The organism is Pectobacterium parvum (assembly GCF_020971565.1).
GTDB classification, from domain to species: Bacteria; Pseudomonadota; Gammaproteobacteria; order Enterobacterales; family Enterobacteriaceae; genus Pectobacterium; species Pectobacterium polare.
Window position 1 is genome coordinate 1,845,098 of sequence record NZ_CP087392.1, and the last position, 20,890, is coordinate 1,865,987.

General features: G+C 47.5%; 22 protein-coding genes and 1 pseudogene. 7 read left to right on the forward strand and 16 right to left on the reverse strand.

Annotated elements, in window-relative coordinates:
* Window positions 1-213: 213 nt before the first annotated feature.
* From LOZ86_RS08245 to LOZ86_RS08255, 3 genes are all read left to right on the forward strand, one after another.
* On the forward strand, window positions 214-1,158 hold the full coding sequence (locus tag LOZ86_RS08245) for an ArdC family protein (protein ID WP_039513709.1): 945 nt from the start codon (window positions 214-216) through the stop codon (window positions 1,156-1,158).
* Window positions 1,159-1,478: 320 nt separating this feature from the next.
* Entirely contained in the window at window positions 1,479-1,715 is a 237-nt protein-coding gene (locus LOZ86_RS08250) for a type II toxin-antitoxin system CcdA family antitoxin (RefSeq protein ID WP_014699357.1), read from the forward strand.
* A 2-nt stretch (window positions 1,716-1,717) separates the two neighbouring features.
* Window positions 1,718-2,032, forward strand: a complete 315-nt coding sequence (locus LOZ86_RS08255; protein WP_039513711.1) for a CcdB family protein — start codon at window positions 1,718-1,720, stop codon at window positions 2,030-2,032.
* A gap of 33 nt (window positions 2,033-2,065) precedes the next feature.
* On the opposite strand, the gene mobC is transcribed toward LOZ86_RS08255, so the two are convergent.
* The 16 genes and pseudogenes from mobC to LOZ86_RS21400 all read right to left on the reverse strand — a co-directional run.
* Entirely contained in the window at window positions 2,066-2,818 is a 753-nt protein-coding gene (mobC, locus tag LOZ86_RS08260) for a MobC family replication-relaxation protein (RefSeq protein WP_039513714.1), read from the reverse strand.
* An 8-nt stretch (window positions 2,819-2,826) separates the two neighbouring features.
* Window positions 2,827-4,563, reverse strand: coding sequence for a type IV secretory system conjugative DNA transfer family protein (locus LOZ86_RS08265; protein WP_039513716.1), 1,737 nt, complete (start codon window positions 4,561-4,563; stop codon window positions 2,827-2,829).
* Between the two features lie 793 nt (window positions 4,564-5,356).
* A complete protein-coding gene (locus LOZ86_RS08270; protein WP_161547089.1) occupies window positions 5,357-5,659 on the reverse strand; it encodes a conjugal transfer protein in 303 nt (100 codons plus the stop codon).
* A 43-nt stretch (window positions 5,660-5,702) separates the two neighbouring features.
* Entirely contained in the window at window positions 5,703-6,719 is a 1,017-nt protein-coding gene (gene virB11, locus LOZ86_RS08275; RefSeq protein WP_039513719.1) for a P-type DNA transfer ATPase VirB11, read from the reverse strand.
* Window positions 6,709-7,941, reverse strand: coding sequence for a VirB10/TraB/TrbI family type IV secretion system protein (gene virB10 / locus LOZ86_RS08280; RefSeq protein WP_230243061.1), 1,233 nt, complete (start codon window positions 7,939-7,941; stop codon window positions 6,709-6,711). The genes virB11 and virB10 overlap by 11 nt, the downstream gene beginning before the upstream one ends.
* Window positions 7,938-8,831, reverse strand: a complete 894-nt coding sequence (gene virB9, locus LOZ86_RS08285) for a P-type conjugative transfer protein VirB9 (protein ID WP_230243063.1) — start codon at window positions 8,829-8,831, stop codon at window positions 7,938-7,940. Before virB9 ends, virB10 begins: the two co-directional genes overlap by 4 nt.
* Complete coding sequence (locus tag LOZ86_RS08290) at window positions 8,828-9,511, reverse strand: VirB8 family type IV secretion system protein (RefSeq protein WP_230243065.1); 684 nt, start codon at window positions 9,509-9,511, stop codon at window positions 8,828-8,830. The genes virB9 and LOZ86_RS08290 overlap by 4 nt, the downstream gene beginning before the upstream one ends.
* Window positions 9,504-9,644 carry a hypothetical protein gene (locus tag LOZ86_RS08295; protein WP_181892575.1) on the reverse strand — a complete coding sequence of 47 codons (141 nt, stop codon included), beginning with the start codon at window positions 9,642-9,644 and terminating at the stop codon, window positions 9,504-9,506. Before LOZ86_RS08295 ends, LOZ86_RS08290 begins: the two co-directional genes overlap by 8 nt.
* An 87-nt stretch (window positions 9,645-9,731) precedes the next feature.
* Complete coding sequence (locus LOZ86_RS08300; RefSeq protein WP_039513725.1) at window positions 9,732-10,772, reverse strand: TrbL/VirB6 family protein; 1,041 nt, start codon at window positions 10,770-10,772, stop codon at window positions 9,732-9,734.
* An 11-nt stretch (window positions 10,773-10,783) separates the two neighbouring features.
* Window positions 10,784-11,008: an EexN family lipoprotein gene (locus LOZ86_RS08305; RefSeq protein WP_039513726.1), complete on the reverse strand. Its 225-nt coding sequence runs from the start codon at window positions 11,006-11,008 to the stop codon at window positions 10,784-10,786.
* A 10-nt stretch (window positions 11,009-11,018) separates the two neighbouring features.
* The gene (locus LOZ86_RS08310; RefSeq protein WP_039513729.1) at window positions 11,019-11,735 is read right to left on the reverse strand and encodes a TrbJ/VirB5 family protein; all 717 of its coding nucleotides are present in this window, start codon (window positions 11,733-11,735) and stop codon (window positions 11,019-11,021) included.
* A 23-nt stretch (window positions 11,736-11,758) separates the two neighbouring features.
* On the reverse strand, window positions 11,759-14,506 hold the full coding sequence (locus LOZ86_RS08315; protein ID WP_230243067.1) for a VirB4 family type IV secretion/conjugal transfer ATPase: 2,748 nt from the start codon (window positions 14,504-14,506) through the stop codon (window positions 11,759-11,761).
* Between the two features lie 9 nt (window positions 14,507-14,515).
* Window positions 14,516-14,797, reverse strand: a complete 282-nt coding sequence (locus tag LOZ86_RS08320; RefSeq protein ID WP_107332632.1) for a TrbC/VirB2 family protein — start codon at window positions 14,795-14,797, stop codon at window positions 14,516-14,518.
* Window positions 14,794-15,459 carry a lytic transglycosylase domain-containing protein gene (locus LOZ86_RS08325; protein WP_039513734.1) on the reverse strand — a complete coding sequence of 222 codons (666 nt, stop codon included), beginning with the start codon at window positions 15,457-15,459 and terminating at the stop codon, window positions 14,794-14,796. Before LOZ86_RS08325 ends, LOZ86_RS08320 begins: the two co-directional genes overlap by 4 nt.
* A 79-nt stretch (window positions 15,460-15,538) precedes the next feature.
* A complete protein-coding gene (locus tag LOZ86_RS08330; RefSeq protein WP_039513735.1) occupies window positions 15,539-15,760 on the reverse strand; it encodes a hypothetical protein in 222 nt (73 codons plus the stop codon).
* 900 nt (window positions 15,761-16,660) lie between these two features.
* Window positions 16,661-16,810, reverse strand: a pseudogene (locus tag LOZ86_RS21400) (IS256 family transposase); the annotation flags it as partial.
* A gap of 887 nt (window positions 16,811-17,697) precedes the next feature.
* On the opposite strand from LOZ86_RS21400, the gene gntA reads away from it, so the two are divergent.
* From gntA to LOZ86_RS08350, 4 genes are read left to right on the forward strand one after another with little or no spacing between them, the layout of a single operon-like run.
* Window positions 17,698-18,378 (forward strand): guanitoxin biosynthesis heme-dependent pre-guanitoxin N-hydroxylase GntA, encoded by a 681-nt coding sequence (gene gntA, locus LOZ86_RS08335; RefSeq protein ID WP_052237791.1) that lies wholly within the window; start codon window positions 17,698-17,700, stop codon window positions 18,376-18,378.
* 21 nt (window positions 18,379-18,399) lie between these two features.
* On the forward strand, window positions 18,400-19,155 hold the full coding sequence (locus LOZ86_RS08340; protein WP_039513738.1) for an SDR family NAD(P)-dependent oxidoreductase: 756 nt from the start codon (window positions 18,400-18,402) through the stop codon (window positions 19,153-19,155).
* A complete protein-coding gene (locus LOZ86_RS08345) occupies window positions 19,152-20,183 on the forward strand; it encodes a hypothetical protein (protein WP_039513740.1) in 1,032 nt (343 codons plus the stop codon). Before LOZ86_RS08340 ends, LOZ86_RS08345 begins: the two co-directional genes overlap by 4 nt.
* Window positions 20,184-20,216: 33 nt before the next feature.
* Window positions 20,217-20,888 carry a 2Fe-2S iron-sulfur cluster-binding protein gene (locus tag LOZ86_RS08350; RefSeq protein ID WP_039513742.1) on the forward strand — a complete coding sequence of 224 codons (672 nt, stop codon included), beginning with the start codon at window positions 20,217-20,219 and terminating at the stop codon, window positions 20,886-20,888.
* Window positions 20,889-20,890 lie beyond the last annotated feature (2 nt).

Sequence of the window (20,890 nt, forward strand, 5' to 3'; positions counted from 1 at the left end):
CAAGGGGCGCTACGCCCGCCTATGCAGGGGCAGTTTTTTCTCCCGTGTGACTTCCGTTCCCGTATCAGCTTCCGGTTAATCGTTTCCCAACACAACCCGTCCCGCAAGGGTAAATGGCACGCATGCTGCGCCCTTGCGTGCCGGAACGATGTCGGGAAAGCGAACCGTCAGGCGATACGAAGACGAAATTCACACCACTGACGGAGAAAAAACATGACCATTTCCCTGCATACCCAGACTAGCGCCCCTAACACCGCAGCGGCGACCTGCGTATCCCCGCTGGAGCAGTCAGGCTCCTCAAAAACGAAATTTTCTAAAGCCAAAACCGATATTTATCAGACCGTCACCGATAACATCATTGCAGCGCTTGAAGCCGGTGTAAAACCGTGGTCTTTCCCGTGGCAACGAGTGCCGGGCATGTCTGGGGTGCCTTCCAACTTCGCAACCGGTATCGCGTATAGCGGAATGAATATCATGCTGTTGTGGTGCAGTGCGTCAAAACAGGGCTTCGGTGATTCACGCTGGATGACCTACAAACAGGCGCAGGCAATAGGCGGGCAGGTTCGCAAAGGCGAGCACGGCACGACAGCCATTTTCTACACAACCTTAGAGAAAGAAAACGAAGACGGTGACATCGACCAGATCCCGATGCTGAAAACCTTCAATGTGTTCAATGTTGAACAAATTGATGGCCTTCATCTGCCAACTGAAACAGTCAGCCCGGAAGCAACCTTTGACCCGTTGCCGGAGGCTGAAAATCTGTTCCAGAAGAGCGGCGCAAACATCATTGAGAAAGGACAAAACGCCTTTTTCAGACCCTCAACCGATGAAGTCTGGCTACCAGAGCGCCATCTGTTTTCAGATGCAGCTAATTTCTATGCTACCGGCCTGCATGAGCTGGTTCACTGGAGCGGTGGTAAAAAACGACTTAATCGTGAAATGAAAGGGAAATTTGGCAGTGCAGATTATGCGGAGGAGGAATTAGTGGCGGAGCTGGGAAATGCTTTTCTGATGGCGGATTTGGGGATTGTTGGAGAGGTACAGCATGAAAACTATATTGCTTCCTGGCTGAAAGCACTGAAAAACGATAAGCGCTATGTTTTCAAAGCGACCAGCGCCGCCTCAAAAGCGCATCGTTATTTGATGGATAAGATTTGAGTTGAAGAATAAAAAGCTGCAAAGGAATGCGGCTTTAACCTTATATCGGGGCAGGGAAGGTGACAGATGTTTAAATTTCCCTGAGAATTTTCCGGGCATCGAATGCCCGGAAAATTCTCAGGCTGCGGGTGCGGGCGGCAAAGAGCCCGCGCATCTCGCAAACGGCCTTTGTACAGCGGTGATTGCTGTAAACGACGGCTCAGGTATGGCGGCTGACTGTGAAGTTTGCAGGACTGCAACGGTAGCAGAGCCTGTTTTTGGTGTTATGATAAGTGTATTATGCCGTGTAATACACACGTATTTCATGCAGGAGAGAAACCATGACCGCGAAACAACGCAACACGCAGAGCGTGACCATGACAGTGGAGCGTGCCTTACTGGTAAGAGCGCGTGAGGCGGGTATTAACCTGAGTGCTACCCTGACAACCGCGCTGGATGCAGAGCTTCGCTATCATGAAGCGAAAAAATGGCAGGAAGAAAACAGGGAGGCTCTCGCAGCACTAAATCGTTTTCATGATGAGCAGGGGTGTTTCAGCGATGAATACAGGACGTTTTAACCATGCAATCCACCGTATACGGTAATACCGGGAAAAGCGTCGTTTACCCGCTGTTGCTCGATGTCACGAGCGATATTATTGGACAACTGAATCGTCGGATAGTGATCCCATTGCTCCCTATTGAAAAGTATCCGGCAGGCCGCCGGCCGGAGCGCCTTGTCCCCGTCGTCAGGCTGACGGACGGCAAAGAATACGCCGTAATGACCCACGAGCTGGCAAGTATCCCTGTTCAGGCTCTGGGGGCGGTGTTTTGTGATGCGTCGCAGTACCGCACTCAGGTAAAGGCGGCAATAGACTTCCTCATCGACGGGTTCTGACATTTCTTTCTATGCGGTTAAACAGGCATACCTTTAATCGTCGCTGACGGGGGCCTGTTCAAGTTCGTCTATCGTGCGGAAGAGAAACATCTCCCGGATCTTTGCATCAAACGGGACGGGAACGTTGTTCCTTACCACCGTCCTGATACTGTCAAACAGCCTGATGAGCGCGATTTTGGTTTTGTTGTTCTGCATAACATACATCGCATAGTGCCAACGTCCGGCGTCGCTGGCGGCCAGGTGACTGTTAACGATGCTGATGTAACGGGCGCGGGTTTTCATCGACCGCTCTGTTTCGACCGCAACGATGGCACCGCTGTTTAAGGTAATAATGCCGTCCGGTCTGTGCCGGAAGCCCGGGTATTGCGACATAAACTCTCTCCGATCGCCGTTAAGCCAGCCTGTACCGCCTTTTTCCTCAAGGGCGATCCTGACCCGCTGATTTAACAGTCGATGCTCCAGCGTCGAGTGTTTGAGTTTTCCCGGTTCAAAATAGGCGGGGAAAACCTTGTCATCAGCGCTAACCACCATCGCCAGTCCCTGCATACTGAGCCCCCACAATGATTTTTTCCCGGTCAATACCGGATATTCGTGTTTAATCAGGAGGCCCATCGCAACCGCTTTATTGAGCAGTTTATACATCGCATGGTTATGTTTACCTTTATAGCCGACAACTTTTTTTAAGGTACGCAAATCAGAGAACGTTTCTTCCTTGAGAAAATACAGCAATGCCTGCATTCTCCGTTTTGCGGCTTCATTTCTTTCAGTAACGTTATGAATAAGCATTGATAGCCTCACAGGTTAACGGAGGGTTTGTGAATCTGATTTTCTTTTTCGGTATGCGGAGGTTTTTTATGCTCAAATGAAAACAGGTCGATATATTGCTTCTTCACTGGTATGTGGAATAGTTTGGTTGCCTTCGCCAGATCGTTCTGGGTAAAAACAAAACCAACAAATTTGGGGAGGTTAAGCAACATGTTGCTGTCTATATAATATCGTTCAGCCTGGCGGATCATCCTGTCAGTATCCATTTTCTCCGTCAGGGATATATCCGTTTTAACTTTCCTCATTTCATCGTCTACCAGAATAGAGCCGGTCATCCTTGCCACCCAGTCAGCAGTGTCCGGATCGCGAAGGCGATAAACCAGCATAAACTTGCAGTTCTCAATCACCGAACCGGCTACAGCATCACCCTCCAGATCTGCCGGACAGTCATACAAATCTTTTACCGACTGGTGAGCCATGATGATATGCACACCTTTGTCCCGCGCTGCGCCAAGTCCTTCAAGTGCAGGGCGGGACAGGTGATACTTGAGTTCATCAAGGAAAATAGCGACCGGACGAGGTTTGCCTTTTATCCGGTCACGCGTTTCGGCTATCTGAATCAGGCGGGTTAAAATCATTCGCTGAGCCGAGATGATTTTCTGGTTACGCATCGAGCCGATGATGTAGCAACATCCGCCTTCATCAAAAATGGTCTTTAAGGAAAATCCCTTATTGGCATTAATGGAGTTCACTAAAGCGATTTCCTCAAGCTCGCCATAAAAAGCAGGCACATCTTCACTGAGGGATTTCACAAAGTCGGTGTTAAATAAGTCGCGTAACGTCATTTCCTTTTCATAAATAGCTGCCGTATTTCTGGCTGCCCGACGATCGGCAATACGGTAAAAGTCAGCGCCTTCACCTTTTTTACCTAGGCTGAAACCGGCATTAAACAGTTCCTCCAGTTGTTCATGAGAAATATCAGCCAGTAAATCAAGCTGAAAATTAAGGTCATTCAGGTTAATAAGAACAAATTTTTTTCCCGCTTTCTGACAAGCTTTCCGTAGTACATGCGGTGCCCACTCATCATTTTTAGGATCTTCGACAAATACGCCTTCACCTGAAAGTATTGCCTGATAAAGCAGTACACAGGCACTGACGCCTTTACCGGAACCTGTGGTGCCGATAAGGTCGGCGTGCTGAGTTTGAAATTCGTCGGGGGTGATATATTGCGGCTGATTATCTTTATCCAGCCCGATAAAAATACCTTTACTCAGATCAATATAATCCAACGGGTTATACGCAATACTGTCAGGTAACATGTCTCTGACTTCACGAACATCCGTTCTGACATTTCTTTCCAGTTTACTTTTTTTAATCATCCGATGTTTTAAACTGTCGATTTCACCCGTCAGCAGCCTTCGGGCAGTAATATGAAAAGCCAGACCAGAAAACGTAAATCCGACAGTCAGTATCCAGCGTGATAATCTGAGCAGGATGTTATTATCGAGCACTTTAAAGAAAAAACTTAGCCCCTGAATGGTCAGCGGTGACAGGGTACCAAATATGAAAAAGAAGGTGGATACACCCGCCACCAATTTTAACCAGAAGGGGGCATTTTTTCTTTCTTCACGTGGCAGATTAAATATAAATGGCAGCGTCAGTCCGGCAAATATGGATAATATTACCGGGTTGTGTTGCAGCCAGAGTAGAAAAAAAGAAAAGGCATCCGTAAAGGCATTCAGCCTTTGCATCAGATGAGTTCCCATTACAGTGACCTCCGGTCTGATTTCGGTGTGACGGGCGCATCGCATGGGCGTCACCGATGGACGCTAAACCCCACGCCCATACGCGACGCCTATTGATGACGCCCATAAATGAATGAAAAGCACTGAACGTCTCCGACGCTCATGCCCGTTATCCGCGCTTTCAGAAAACAGCCGACGCATGGTCGTCAATTCCCTGAAACGCCCGAATGACGGGCAACGGCGTGTGACATTACGCTCGTGCTGGACGCTCTCACTGCATGTCATATGGGGGTAATGTCGCGGCTGGACGCTGCGCCAAAACCCCCAAGGTCAAAGGCGGCACACCGTCGCCCGCTACGCGCGACCACCCCCTTTGAGACGCCGTTTTTCGCCTATTTTTTCTTTTGTCCGTTCCGGCCAAGCGAAAAAATGGGAAAACGCCTTCAAAGCGGGTGGTCGCGCCACGCTACCGGCTTTTGGCCGGAGACTTAGCTGCGACGGTGTGCGGGGCAAGCCCCCCAAATAAACCGCTATCGTGGGCGATAGCTTTTCGCTCGCTGGGGCGGCGAAATTTATTCGGCTCCCCCGGCCTGCAAAATCCGCGTGGGCGCGGCTGTTTGCAGATGGGTTCGGCGACGCAAATTAGCTATTTCTACGAAATAGAATTTACTCGCCTTACGCCACTTTTAAATTTCTGCTATTCGCATAAATTTAAAAGCCTAAAACCGTCACGACCAGTGCCGAGTTTGCCATCTCGATTTGACAGGGGAATCGGTAATAATCCAGATGTTGTTATTACCGTTTTTCATTGATTTCAATTACGCACGCGGCCAAATTTATTAATTATCTGGTCGATAATTTTCGGGTTGGCTGATTTGCATTCGAGCAATAAGTCTCTTCGGGCATCGGCGGTACGGTTAGGGTGAAATCCGTGTCTGCTCTTTTTTACAACATTAAAGAAAGAGCTTTCAGCAGACTGACATCCATTTCCTCCGCCGTTACCGGTTGTTTTACCGTACAGACATAAAACAATCTCACAGGCATCAGCGGCCATTACGGAAGAGGGCAGTAAAAAATTCATGCAGAAAAGGCAGGCGGTGAATATGATTGTTTTCATATCAAATACCTTTATTGAGAATGAGCGGGCTTTAACTGTTCGTCTATCTGAATGATTTCTTCATTTGATGAAGGTGTATCGGTTTGAAATAAATATCCCCCATCCGGCGAATATCGCCGTGAATATCTACGCTGACGATGATATCTACGCATTTAAGCACTTTGCGTAACAGCACGTCGAACGGGATATTTTTACAGTCAGGATTTTCATAACAGCGGTCAATGATCCCTTCAATACATTCTTCCGGGCTGCCTGCGTGCAGGGAGGTGATAAGGCCTTCATGCCCGGAGCCGATAATTTTCAGCGCATCCCACGCTTCCCGCCCACGAATTTCCGCCAGCAGAATCCGATCTGGATTCATTCGATAATTCGCTCTGATAAGTCTGCCGGGTGTGATAATCGCCTCGTCTCCTGCATCCGCCGGGTAAAACAGATGAACATAATTAGCGTGGCGGTAAAACCGAATTTCGGGATTATCTTCAATCGTGGTTAGCCTGAGATGTGGCGGAATATAGTGCAGCAACGTCTTCATATAGGTGGTTTTACCGGAGCCAGTTTCACCAACAATAAAGAGGGTTTTGCCATACTCGACGGCCTTTTCGATAAAGTGGGGAATATCACCATTGTTATAACAGCGGGTCAGTTCATCATCTTTGCTTTCGTTTCTCTCCTTACCTGCTATTCGGTTATAAAACCCGGCATCAATCCAGGACTGATGCGTTTTCTGCTCAAATGACGGGTTTCGCAGCGTAATAGATACGGTATTCCACTCGCAGGCTGGGGGGATAATGGTCTGGACACGTTCACCTGATCCTAATGTAGCGGAAAGGATAGGGGAGGTATCATCGATATTGTCCTCATTCCATGAGGCCAGTGCTTTGGCAAACGCATGGCACTGACGCAATGTAACCGGAGAATCATGCTTCTGCCATCGACCGTTTATTTTGGTGTGGATCTCTCCGGGGCGGTTGATGGCGATTTCTGTCAGGCCTGCCAGTGGCAGAAATTCACCAAATAACTGGTTTTTCATAAAATCCAGCGACAGGTTTTCAACGTTCATACCACCTCTTTTTTAAACGCAGTTGATAAACGGAAGAGAAATCGATATCCGTACCTGTCATGATGCCGATCACATCGCCCTGATTGAGGTACATCGTGGGCGGGATATTGATGCTGTTTTCTAAGGCTGTTTTCGCCATTTCTGACGCGGCAGCGCGGGTGTTTTCGGTGTAATCGGTATTGCAGTCTTTCCCCGGTGCTGAATCGGATGCGGCGGCGGCCACATCTTGTACGGTACTCAGCATCAACGCATTGCCGAACCGTTCCCAGAAATGGGTATCAATCCAGCCGCTAATCCCAGCCTCACCCAATGGACCTGTGGCTTCGGTATCAATCAGCGGGATTTGCAGGCTACCGGGTTCCGGTGTGCGTAATTCCGTCCAGATGACAAACATTCGGCTCCGGCCATGTTGCAGCGCCCCGGTGCGGTAGATGCCTCTGGCGACGGTTCCGGCAGGGAGCAACTTCACGTAATGGTTGGCGCTGTAGACATCTTCGCCGATGAGGCACGAAATACGACCGCCCACATCAGAGACAAAACGCCGCATCATTGAACACGGAATATAACGATCAACCGGAAGGTAAAGATTGGGATCGAGACCCAGCCGCCTGACGCTGGTCACTTTCGCCACGCTGGGATTGGCGTCGTTAGTTTCTGTGCCAGATGTGGTTGCAGGCGCGCCTTTGTTCTGATGGCTCTGTGTGCCGGAAGGTGCAGTTTGTGAAGCCTGAGCATGACCGCGTTGTGTGGACTCAGCGGCACTATTTGACCCATCAGTCAGTGCTGCTGCCTTATTTAAAGCAGGTGGCTCTGACGGTGGTGCAGCCTGTATTGGGGGATTATCTGTTGCGGTTTCTTGTTTGTCCTGACGGAATAGGCCGAACGGATTGTTGTCCATGCCGAGGTTTTTACGCTCATGTTGCCCCGTACTGGCTGACGGCGGACTTGGGGTTTCAGCCGCCCTATCATCGCTTTGCTTTAATGATGCAAGGAAGCGATCTCCACCCAATGCCAGCGCAATCAGTGCGCCCAGACTTAGCAGGCTGACCAGCAGTGTCCGGCGGCTTGAGGCTTTCTTGAAACGGGTGACTTCGGGTTGACCGGGAAGCGTGTTCTGCTCCGGTGCCTGACTCGCTATCGCTGAACGGGCGCGTTCACGGGCTTCGGCTTCCAGCTCCGCCACGGTTTTTTCCGTTGTCTCTGAGTCTGCTTTATCAGTCATCTGGCCTCCAGTGTGACGACAGGTGAAACGGTGTTACCGCTGCCAACGGTGGCGTTGCCGAATGACGTATTCTCAATCCCGACCACCGCGCTGCCGTAGCGCAATACCAATTGTGGCGACATTGCCCGCACGACGACCACGGTGTAGTTTCCGTGTTTGGTTATGCGGGGTGTTACGGTCTGTTCCTGCCCGTTAACGACCCGGAAGATAGACGGAAGGATTTTGGCGGGAGAAAAACCCAGATAGATAAAGCGGCCATCATCGTAAGTAAAATCTGGTGCTATGGAGGCTGAACCTGTCGCGACTCGCTTGGTATAAAGCCAGTTACGCGGCGTGGTAGCCTGCTCAAATGCTGTTGTTATCTGCTGCTTTTCCTGTGTTTCACGCAGGAGTTTCAGCCGCGCTGAGCTGGCTGCGTCTGATCGTTTGCGCTCGTCATCCGGATAGCGAAAACGGATAATAAAGGCCTGGAAAGGCGAGTCATTCTCCAGTACGTTCAGTTCCAGACTGTAATCGCGCTTTGATGTTACGACAAAGAGATTGGTTCTCCACTCGCTCGCCGTTGGCAGAAACACCTTATTGACGTTGTTGCCATTATCATCGGTTACCGGTTGGGTGATAGGGTTTGGGCTGATACCGACTCGATTATCGCTTTTTGTGACTTTCCAGCCCTTTGGAAAACCCGCTTGCGCGTCGATGACTTCTTCATCGTCATCAAACAGGAGTGTGGTGAGGTAGCCGGGGCGGGTGTTGACGATGGTCGCATTTTGGCTGTTATAGGTGACATTCTGCATTCGGCTGTCATACGTGCTGCTGCGCGGTATCGCCGCGCTCCAGGCTGTGGATGACATCAGAAGGAGCCACAAAATCACTGTTTTTTTCAGCATCATTCAACCCTCAGTTCTTTATCTCGCTGGTAACTGGTCACGATGAACCCCAGCGGATTCACTTCTCGTTGGCTGTCGGTCAGTTGTTTGCGGGGGAGGTAGCGATAAGTCAGACGAATGTTCCAGACATCTGTTTTAACAGAGTTATCGACAATGCGGCGGATAGTCCGTTTAATGCGTAAGGTCGCCAGATGATCAGGATCTGTCGCGGTCGCGTGAACGTTGGAAATAATGTCGATAGACACGACATATTCCGCTTTATTGAAAATGACATCGGGTGCCTGATTGCTGTTAAACCCGTCGAGATAATCCCGGTTCACGCTGTCGCTGTTGAATAACTGCACATCGTCATAATCGCGCTGGAGAGCAAAATAGTTATACCCCTCGCGGAGCCTGACGTAATGCGCCGCTAACGCCTGAGCCAGTGCTTTTTCAGAGGAAATATTCTGCTCTTTAATCCGAGTCATATATTCATAACGCCCGGTTTGTTTGTCCACCGACCATAATTCTATTTCGGTGGTTGTCAGCGGTAGCAGAATAATCAGTGCGGTGATCGCCATAGCGGCCAAAGCAAACCCTATGGCCGCTATGCGCCACGCCAGTTTTTTTTCCCGTTCATCCTTTTCCAGCAGGACCGATTCAAAGGTTCGGGATGACGCAATGATGTTTTCTGTTTCAGCCATGCTTTGTCAGCTCCTGAATAATCGCTGGAGAATTAACCGGTTGGGGATCGCCAGATACTGGCGGGAGATCGTGCTGACGCTGTGCGCAGCCCATGAGGACGCATAGCATCAGAAAGATGAGGCTGGATTTCATATTGATTCCTGTGTTTGTCGAAGACCGAAATACTTTACCGATGGCGGTTGCCACGGTACGAGATGGAGGGATGGGGTTAGAAGGAGATTAGCGGTTACGCTGTTGGTTGAAACGCTTCATGCTGTCGATAGACGCCGCACGTTTTTGCCATGCGGAGAGGGCTTTGCTGGTGCCTGCGGCGATAAGTGTACCTGTTGCATTAGCGGCGCTGAAGCCCCCTTTTGCCGCCAGTCGAGCACCCGCCGCCCCAGTTTTCATGGCGGGTTTCGCTGCATCGGAAGAGGGTTTCGCCAGCCCACGCAGACCACTCATGGCGGCACCCTGTAGTGCGACCTGAACGGCGACGCCACCTAATGCGTTCGCGATTTTGGCTGAAAACCAAATAATGACGCCTGAAATAACACCCGCAACGCAGCACTGAACACCCAGTGTGATGATGTTGGCGCTATCTGCAAAATTAACCGCTTTATCTAACAGGCCATTAAGATAATTGATGACAATCCTGATGGATAACGCGGAAAACATAATCGTCAGGATCACTGTGAAGATAATTTTCAGCCAGTTGTTAAACATCGGAATAAGGAATCCATACAGCAGGCAGAAAATAAATAGCGGTGCAGTGGTAGTCATTAATACAATGATAATTCCGGCTAACAGGTTAACCGCCGAACCAAATAGCAAAGTGACGATTGCACCTCCCCAGACCAGAAGTTGGGCAATACCGCCGTTGAGCTTTACATAGGTGGAATCATCCTGCTGATAAAGCTTTTGTCCTATTGTTTGCGCTTTCGCCCAAACGGTATCCAGTAACACCCAGACATTGTCATCACCGCTGACGCCGTCGGTTAATCCGTGAATGGCAGAAATGGCTAAATCCAGCCAGCCATCGAGATTTAAAACGAATGTCATGATTAATAGCATTCGCCCGACATCCCATATGACATCTTCTACTGGTGTGTGGAGTTTTCCTGCTAGGGTTTGATAACCCCGATAAGTGACAAATAACGTGAAGGAGCTGACGGCGATAACGCTTACCATATCGCCGTACACGGAGGTTTGTCCCCGCAGTACGGCATGTAAACCGTCAGTGATCGTGTTGTTCATTCCAACAAACATACCACCTGACATAGATGACCCCTTTAATTCAAATCGGGAACCTTGGCATTTTCCTGACGGAGTTCAAATCGCGCCTCTCGTGCATTTTTGCAATCTTGGGTGTCATCACCGGATGATTCACACGCTTTATATCGTTGACTCATTTCATCCGGATGTTCTTTGTACCACTGCGTTGATTTCGGGTTGTCACACCCTGTCAGAAATAATGAACCTAAAATAATCGGGAAAATGCAAAATGACGTTTTCATTCTTACCCTCTCAATGATTAAAGTCAGGAATCGGGGAGACGAGTTGTTGTTCATTGAATGCTTTTTGCCGCTGTTGAGTCAACATCGTGGATCGCTGTTCAGCCTGCTTGACTGACATTTCCCATTGGCTGGTTAATGCATTCAATTGTACGCTTTTGGCTGCTACCGCGTTAGCCAGGTCCTGTGACTCTTTCGAGTCTTTGGCGTTGGCAATGCGGTCAGATAAGTCTGATATATCGTTTAATGTGCTATTAATCTTGTTTTGAACATCGCTGGTATTCTCAATCGAGACCGCCTGATTGAGAACAAGTTGTTTGCAACTTTCCAGATAACGTTGCGATGAACTGAACTGATTACAAATATCAAACGATTGATATTTTTTATATAGGCGCTGAAGGTCAGAAGAGTAATAACCGCTTGGATTAGTCAGCAGGTCATCCAGTGAAATACCATTTTTACTGAGGTGTTCGATATCATTTTTTAGGCTTTTTGCCTCGCGGAGAAACCCCTGAATATCGCGTATGCCTGTTGCGGCTGCTAATTGCTGCTTATAAGCGTCAAGCTCACTTTTATAGTGCGTGACCGTTTCCTGCCATTGCTGGAGTTTCTGTACCCATTGGTTAATCGACTCGGTATTACTGGCGGCATCAAACACCGGGATTCCAGCGCTGAGTGCGGGTGTGGAAATCAATAGCGATAACGCCAGAAAGACGTTTCTGGTTTGCATGATGATAACCTCCGAGGTGAATATCAGATAGCCTGGTTCAGGAACGTTTCTTTCCAGTCGGTGGGTGACATATCTTCCTGATAAATGGCATCAAATATTTTCAGGTTGTCTTCACTGCCGCTCAGGATTTTGGTGATGTTCCCGAGGCCCGATAAATCCATTCTTGCCATGGCGACAAACGGGCGAGTTTCACCAGCACGCAGTGGTGTTTTCAGGGCAACCATATAGTGCTCGCTCGGATCAAGATTACGGACGATGTCGTAAACGCTTTCTGGGACTTTCATTTTCTCCACGTAATCTGTACGGCTGGCCTTGGGATTGGCGAGAAATATTTGAGTGCTGCACTGCTCAATAATCGCCGGAGCGATGGGATGCCTGACGATTTCATCGGGCGACTGGGTGGCTGGGATAAAAATGCCGTTTAGTTTGCGGATCACCTTGAGCATATTGAGGGAGAATTTAGAAAACTCGACATCTGCCAGCCATTTCCAGAATTCATCCATGAACATCACCAGTCGGCGACCATCCAGCAGGCTAGTGACGCGGTACAGCAGGTAAAAGGTGATCGGCCCGCGTATGTCGTCATCATCCAGGAATTCCGTACCGTCGATACCAAAGTTATCAATATTGCTGATGTTGAACGTGTCCTCCTCGTTATCGAACACCCAGCCGAATTCACCGCCTTGTGCCCACTGTTTCAGTCGGATTCGTAAGCCGTTAGTCCGGGCCTCTTTGGTCGGTGGCTCTGGCAAGACTTCTAACAGCCGGGTAATACCATAACGGCGGTATTCCGGCGGGTAGTCCAGCATAATGGTATCCACAGCTGTGCTGATGCGCTCTTCATCGCGGGGATCGAGTGGCTTACCGTCACGACGACACAGCATCCGGATCAGTCGCTTGATAAAGCTGATATTTCGTCGAGTTGGCGCAAGTGAGAACGGGTTGAACCCGGTAGGGATACCGGTCCGGATACGGAAGTAGCGACCGCCCATCTGGCGGATAGACATCTCTGCTGCTCTGTCTTTATCAAAGTAAACGGTGGTCAGCCGTTTGAGAGTGGCAGAGGCGGAAAATGTCGCCGGATTACGGTACTTCTGCATCAACTGTTTCATCATCGTCATCAGCAGGGTCTTTCCTGAACCTGTTTTACCGATGATGGCGGTATTCCCCGGCGTTTTCTCATTGAAGTCATTCCGTCCTGCCTGACTGTCATGCAGATTCAGATAGTAACCGCCACCACCGGGGGATTTTAGGATAGCAATAGCCTCACCCCACGGATTGCCGTGACGTTTGTGGGGATGAAAGTTATGCAGACTCCCCATATCCGCGTAATTCTGGCTACTGACCACCACCAGACGGGGGCGTAACGTATACACGCCGGGAAGTTGAGCCAGATAAGCGGCAGGTAACGACAGCGTAGACAGGGATGTCATGATACCGAGATCGTTAAAAGGCTGAGCCAGCGCATTGGTCTCCTTGACTACCTGATCGGCGCTGGCGGACGAGACCAGCAGCGAGAAGTGATACTTGCCGCAAGACACATGACCAGACTGGAGCAGGTCGCGTAAGACGATCAATTCCTCTCGCTGTGAAATGGCGTCATCATCGGTTGAGTTCAGCCGTTTTTCTGCCAGTCGGATATGATTTTGCGCTTCATCTCGTGCCATGCAGGTGAAAGATTGCGTCAGGACATACTCGCTTTCAGCATACAGCAGTGCATCCAGCAGGCCAGTGTAGGTCTCCGGTGAATAGTCCTTAATTTCCAGACTGCGGAAGAAACGGGAGCTGCCGACCGTCTGACATTCGGCGGTATCGGTGGTAAAGAACACATCCGGCGTGCTGAGTGTGTGATAAAACGGTGTGCGCGTCACCGCCACGCTCTGCCATTTTCCCGTCATCAGGCGATGGTAGAAAGCCAGTTGCGAAGAGTAAACCCGACCTTTCTCCTCATAGAGTCCCAAGGGCGTTGCCACATAACGCGACAGGGCGGTGTGGATGGCGTCATGGTGTTCCAGCATCCCTTTCAGGGCATTATCCAGCGCCGCTTTCCTTTTTCCGGCGGTCTGCGTCTTCATGACTTTTTTCTCCAGCGTGGAGAACGGGGCATAACAGACGGTGAAAAACAGCCGATGCCGCCAGAGCGGCTTCTCTTTTAGTGGCTGGTAATAGCGTTCCGTGACGTCATCTGAAAAGGGAATGCCCGAACTGGCGTTAAAGCCATCCTGATATTTCTCTCGTATGCGGTGAATATAGAAGGTGATCGGTAGCCCTTCATACGCGCGGATCAGGTTGTTGAGGTGGCTTGCCAGCAATGTCAGATGATGTTCATCCTCACATTCAAACACAGTGCCGCCCAATTCCCAGCTAGCGACTAAATCACCGGCGCGATTTCTTATGATGTGAGGATGAATGTGGGAGGAGTAAGGAATGTATTTATCCAGCGTGATGTGCTCGTTTAATTTCATCTTAGCGGTAAACTCCGAAACATTGACGGCGTCATAGTGGCTCGCTAGCATGGCACTGGCACCGAAATGGCGATTCGTGGCAAATCGCCCACGGGTTTTAAAGGCCAGCCACAGCAGTCCGAAATAATGAATATCCGTTCGAGCTTTTGCCTTCATTTCCAGCCAGGCTGGGATCAGTAACAAGGCAAGGTAATAGCTGGTGTAAACCGACAGCAGGACGATAGCCCCGCTGACGATCACAAACGGAACGAGAGGGATACACATAATGGCGGCAGGCCGGGTCAGCGCTTTGTTCAGGGTGGTCATCGGCTCCCCCTAGGATGCCCAATAGGCACCAAAGCCTGATGCACCGACAATCAGGATGGCTCCGATAATGACGTTGCGCATGTCATGCAAACTTTTACCATCAAACAGCACCTTGTAACCCACCCACATGGTTGCCAGTGTGATCGTGACGGCGGCCAGCCCGAGCAAACCAGTGGACGTATTACTCAGCGTATCGTTGGCTTTGTTAAACCCGCTCCCGGCTGCCAGCGTTTGGGTCGATATCAACAGGGAAGAAAACGCAGGCCAGTATTTACGTTTTTGCATCGTCATTTCTCCTCATTAATTACAGGTAGGGATACATCGCCGCGAAGGATGGCGATGGGATAGTGCAGGGAGGTCAAAACCGGTGTGGCTTTATCGGTGAGCTCACCGCGCAGGACGGTGGCCGGATAATGAATCTCTGAAGTAGATTGGCTGGTGGTACTGCGCTTGATATCTTCCCGCGTTGACGGGACCGCATAGCCAATACGCTGGATATAACTGGTTTGGTTAAAGGCGGATTCTGGCTGCTGACCCGTATCGAAATTGCCGGAATAGTAACAACTGAGTGCTCTTTTCAGCGTGCCGCCTCGCTGGTAGCAATCGGTGAGGATACGCTCAAAAACGGACAGATTGGTGCAGGGATCTAACAAGTCATGCGCTGTTACGCCGTAATGGCGAAAGTTGGTACTGGTGATTTGCATTAACCCGACTGAATAGCGGCGGCCTTTTGCGACTACCTGCTCGATGATGTTGATGGCAGTTTGTTTGCTGGTGGGCTGATGAGAAATGACGCCTACGCTATCGGGCGCTCTTTCTTCCTTCGGCACAATCTCAGCGATGGCGTAAGGGTTAAAGCTGGATTCCACTTTAGCTACATCAAACGCGGTGGAGGGGTGAATAGTGGCGGCACACTGCATTACCGCCGCCATAAAAGCAGTGGGTGAAAGCATGGTTGCCTCGATAACAAGTCGAGCCACACGTAGCCATCAGACTGTCGGTGGCAGGGGAAAGGTGCGTGAAGGTTGAGTGTTAATCGTGTTGGGAGGCTTGTGGTATGTCGCTATCGTCTCTCGGTTCCAAGAGCACCAACTTACCGGAGACAGCAATACCGGGTGTCAGTACGATGTTCAATCCAGGTTTTCCGTTATGAGCGAACGCTACGCCGACTTTTGTCCAGTACGTGTTCTTTTCTCTACTGGTATCGGGTTGGCTTTCCTGCGTGACAAACACGTGATAGGTAGGTTTTCTCATGCTATTTCCTTTAATAAAAAGTCATGGTGAATAACTCAATCGATCACATCCCGATTCTGCATTCCGGTTTCAACGGGTCAGCGAGAACATTCAGCGGCACCCTGAATTGTGGTTGTGTGACAGCCCGATTCGCATTGTTAAAGAGCAATACCCGCCCCGGACGAATAAACGTCCATAAAGCTCGCCAGTTGAAGGTGGCGTGATTAGCGTGCGATATAGGCGTCAGGATGAAAATGAGAAAATCAAAAAGGGAATGAGAGAGAAAATGTATAGCGTGGTGATTATTTTTAGCGGATGGATTGTGTTGACTTAGATTTGATTTTTTTTGTGGTTCAGTGCCGTACCTAATATGAGTGACAAGTTTTTTCCAGGGGCGGACATTGATAAATTAATTTTCAAGAGTTTATTTTGGGTTGGTAAGAACTGAAGGAAATATAGCGGAATATGTATTTTTCTGATTGGGTATAATGATTTTTATATAAATTATAGTGAATCTCTGGATGTATGGGAACTATGTGTATACATGCATTTTTTGAATTTTTAGATATAGAGTTTGCGATGTTTTTGGTGATTGTGTGAATGTTAATTTAATGAATGATAGAATTAACCCTCCTGTCAATGAAAGGGTTAAGATATTTTCATCTCATATTTCACTCGGTGGTAGGCGGTAAAAATGAGTTAATTATGTAAGGAGAACATATTTATAACGATGATTTATAATATTACTAAAATATCAATGTGGACGATAAAGTATAAAGATTTATTTTGGCTGACTGATAATGGTTTAGTTGATGTGTCGTTTATGTTTTTTTCGCCAATTATTTCAATACATATCAACAGGATAAGGATGGTAATCTGGTGGGGAGTGTTCAGAATTCTGTGCCATGTATAAAAATAATACAGCCTTATCATATTGTTCAGTCGCACTTCAAAATAAATGATTAACTGCAACAAGATCAAATTTCAGCTCTGGAAGGACACTGTCCATTTCTTCTGTGCATTCATCAGGCCGAAATAAAGTAACTTCAGAAGATGGCTTTCATCTGGGAAATAATATTAAATTATTTTTTGTCAGTAAATTAGTGCTTCCGTAGGGTTTATCATTATTAGAGGAGGTGGTTACAGCACAATGAACACGGGGCGATTATCCTGTGAAATAATCTTATTGATATGCGTCTACCTTGAAACAGAAGCTACACACACTTGAATGACACACTATGCCAGAGCAATTACGATAATTTTTTCCATCGGACATCTCTTTATTTTTCAGTTGTTTTGTACTTACAGTATGTGGCTCATTAAAGCCAATTAAGGGGGAGGTGTCCATTCCATTATCGCATAATAGTAGAAGGTTGTATGAGCATCAGGAGTTGTTTGGAAAATGAACAATATTAACAGCTAAGCACCATCTGGCGGCCGTTTTTAGATGAAACATCCCTGACGTTTTATGCCACAAACCATTCACCAGAATGGAGTGGAAATATGCAAAGTTATTTAGTTTTAGTTGTATGATGCTGCCACTCTCCCCCTGTTTTGGTTGGCATTCTGGCAGATAATAAAAACAGGTATACCGTTACTGCTCATAATTCTACAACAAAGCCTCTCAATATCTCTTCCTGGTACTCGTCAACGCAAAAAATTCGGAAACGACAATATTAATAAGAAATACTGTTGTAAATTTTTGGACTTACCCAGTGAAGTGAAGAAAATAATTAGCATAAAAATTCACTCAAACAATATAATAACTTAAGTTATTAATAGGATATTGATGAATGTCGATGTAATTGCAATGATAATCATGATTACTATTTGATAGTTAACGTTTTTTTGGTTTTTGAATTTTTGTTAATGGATTTTATCTAAACTGTTATTGACTTATAATGTCTTCGATTATAGATTTTTATGCATAAAAACCGATTTATCATTCAGGAAGAAGTATGTCAGCGGATTCGATGGAAGTTACTAATAGCCCCGTAGTTCTAAAAGAATTCATTAAGTATGTGGGTTCTAAACACTTTGCCTGCATCGGCGCTAAAACAGCTGCAGCGATGGAAACATTGATACACAGAGACTGCAGTGGAGAGAGTAAGCTTACGTTGGGTGACGCCTACGGATTTCTCCGGCAGTTCTGTTCTCAGCGCGAAGATATCAGCATGACCAACAGCACCTTTGTACTCACCTTCAGTGACAAAGAATTTGCTGACGAAACTTCATTTGAATCCTTTGTTTGGATCACCCTTGCAGAGATGCATACTTATGACAGAAAGGCTGGTTTTTCATGGAGTGATGAGTGTTCTTCTGATCCTACTTCTCCTGAATTTGGCTTCTCTTTGGTAAATGAACCATTTTTTGTCGTTGGGTTACACCCACTCTCATCCCGTGAAAGTCGTCGTTCTCCCTTTCCGGCTCTAGTATTCAATGCACATAGACAGTTTCGTCACCTGAAGCAGTTAGGAATGTTTGAAAAAATGCAGGCCGAAATCCGCCGACGAGAAATCAATATTCAGGGTGACCTCAATCCTAATCTGAGTAACTTCGGGGATGAGAGCGAAGCAAGACAATATGCAGGGAATGCCACTGCCTCAGATTGGACATGCCCGTTTAGTAAAAAGAACTGAAAATCATCTAAGGTTAAAACAATGGAAACTGTAATTATTACCGGAGCCTCTTCGGGCTTTGGTGAGGCTATCGCTATACGATTTTTGCAGGAAGGCTATAACGTTATAGCTCTGGCGCGTCGCGCTGATAAATTACATATGCTCAGTAATCAATTTCCCGGGCGGGTGCTACCTGCGATAGTGGATATTACCGATAAAGAATCTGTTGATGAGGTGCTCAGTAATTTGCCGGAAGAATTCAGTAATGTTACGGTCCTGGTAAACAATGCGGGCTTATCGCTTGGTTTTGGTCCATCTCAGGTAAATGATATGGACGATTGGGAAACTATGATTAACACGAATATTATTGGACTTATTCATATCACCAAGCTGGTGATTGCCCGATTCATAGCTCGCAATGAGGGGCACGTTATAAATATGGGCTCTGTAGCTGCCAGCTACCCTTATATGGGAAGCAATGTATATGGGGCGACAAAATCATTCGTACAGAATTTTAGCTTAAATCTGAAGACCGATCTTGAAGGGACAAACGTTCGGGTAAGTTGTATTGCTCCGGGATTATCTAAGACTGAATTCGCGTTGGTCAGATTCAAAGGAGATATCAAAAAAGCCGACTCGTTATATGAAAATAAAACTTATCTCACACCTGAAAATATTGCTGAAACCGTCTTCTGGACGTTTTCTCTTCCGAAAAATGTGAATATTAATATTCTCGAAGTAATGCCAACCGGGCAATCATTCGCACTTGGATTCACCAAACAACAGGACGTAAAATGAGCATCATCAACAGCTATAGTGACTGGGGAAAGCTTGAGGAAATTATTCTTGGCAGCCCCGAAAATCTGACACTCCCAGACCTTGATATTTCATCCCGTCATTTCTTCGATCTTCAAGATGATTTCCGTCAGGAAAAAAATGCTGAATTCGTTATTGCAAAAGTAAAGCAGGAAATGGAAGAGGATTTCCAGGAACTTACTTCTATTCTTCAGAGATTTGGGGTAACGGTACGCCGTCCTGAGGCCATTAAACTGGATGCTGAATGCGTCAGCCCGCACTGGAAATCTCAGCAGTCGCACGCACTTATGCCGCGAGATTGCCTTCTCGTTCTGGGCGATACACTTATTGAAGCACCGATGCCTTCCCGTAATCGTTATTTTGAAAGCCAGTCATTCAGGAAAATTGCTCGCGATTACTTTTCTAAAGGGGGAAAGTGGCTTTCTGCGCCTAGACCTGTCCTGACTGATGACACTTACCTCTGGGACGATGCTGTGCCGTATCTTGCAGAAAACGATCCCCTCTTTGATGCCGCCAACATACTGCGTTGTGGTAAAGATGTGTTCTTCAACATCAGTAATAGCGGTAACAGAGCAGGGTTTGAATGGTTGGAGAGGACATTCGGAGATAAATTCAATTTTTACCCTATGTCCATCTGCAGTGACCACGTAGGTACAACGCTTCAGTTGCTGCGTCCGGGTCTTGCTCTTGTCAATGGTTCTCGAATGAAGGCTGCAGATATTCCTCAACAGTTGCGTAACTGGGAACTCGTGTTCTTCAATGAACCAGTTGATATTGGCCATGCTTTTGACTGGGCCCGGGCTTCAGTGTGGATTTCAATGAACGTACTCTCTATTGATGAAAAAACAGTGATTGTTGAAAAAAATCAGCACAAGCTTGCAGAACTTCTAGACCGCTGCGGAATGGAAATAATACCAGCTTCCTTCAGACACGGAAGAACCGTGGGTGGGGGATTCCACTGCTGCTCGCTGGACGTTCGTCGCCAGGGCAGTTCTGAGAGCTACGTTTAATTTCCATTCCTGGCCCTGGAGGCATGCGGAAACATGAGCTTTAATACATTGCTCATAAAGGGAGCAATCAATACTTCAGGCGATAAGCCTGAAGTATTAAAAATGGAAGTCTCACGGTACGATCCTTATCAATATGATGAGGATTGCGCTGTATTTGAAATAATATTTAAACACGGTGAGCTACAGCTCTTAAAAATAGAACTAGTGAACCTGTTCGAGCTTTGTTATCTGCGAGATTTGATTTATCTGGAAGATAGATGGAGTGAGGACGGGTTACTCATGGCTCTTTCGGTTGCTTTGAAGTTTACTGGGTTCGCAGAGTTTCTTATTACAGGCGATTATCTCTTTTCAAAGGTAAACCATCTTCAGGTTCGTAACACTAGATTCAAAGAAATTGTATTCCAAGAAACAACGGTTAAATCCAGTAAAGCCTACCTGGTTAAATATGTTCCGGATGAAATATTGATAACCCATAATCCTGATGGTTTCTCACCGGGAAATGAGGGCTCAATTCTGGATAACGCTCTGAGCAAAGGTATTGAGTTAAAATATATGTGCAGAGCAGGAATCTGTATGAAATGCAGAAAAAGAATTATGTCTGGAGCCTGTGTAGAGCTATCACCTCAGGCAGAAAATAGCATGATCAAGGAAATGCATCTCCTTACGTGTAATTCACAAGCATTAACTTCACTTGTTATAGGATGAAT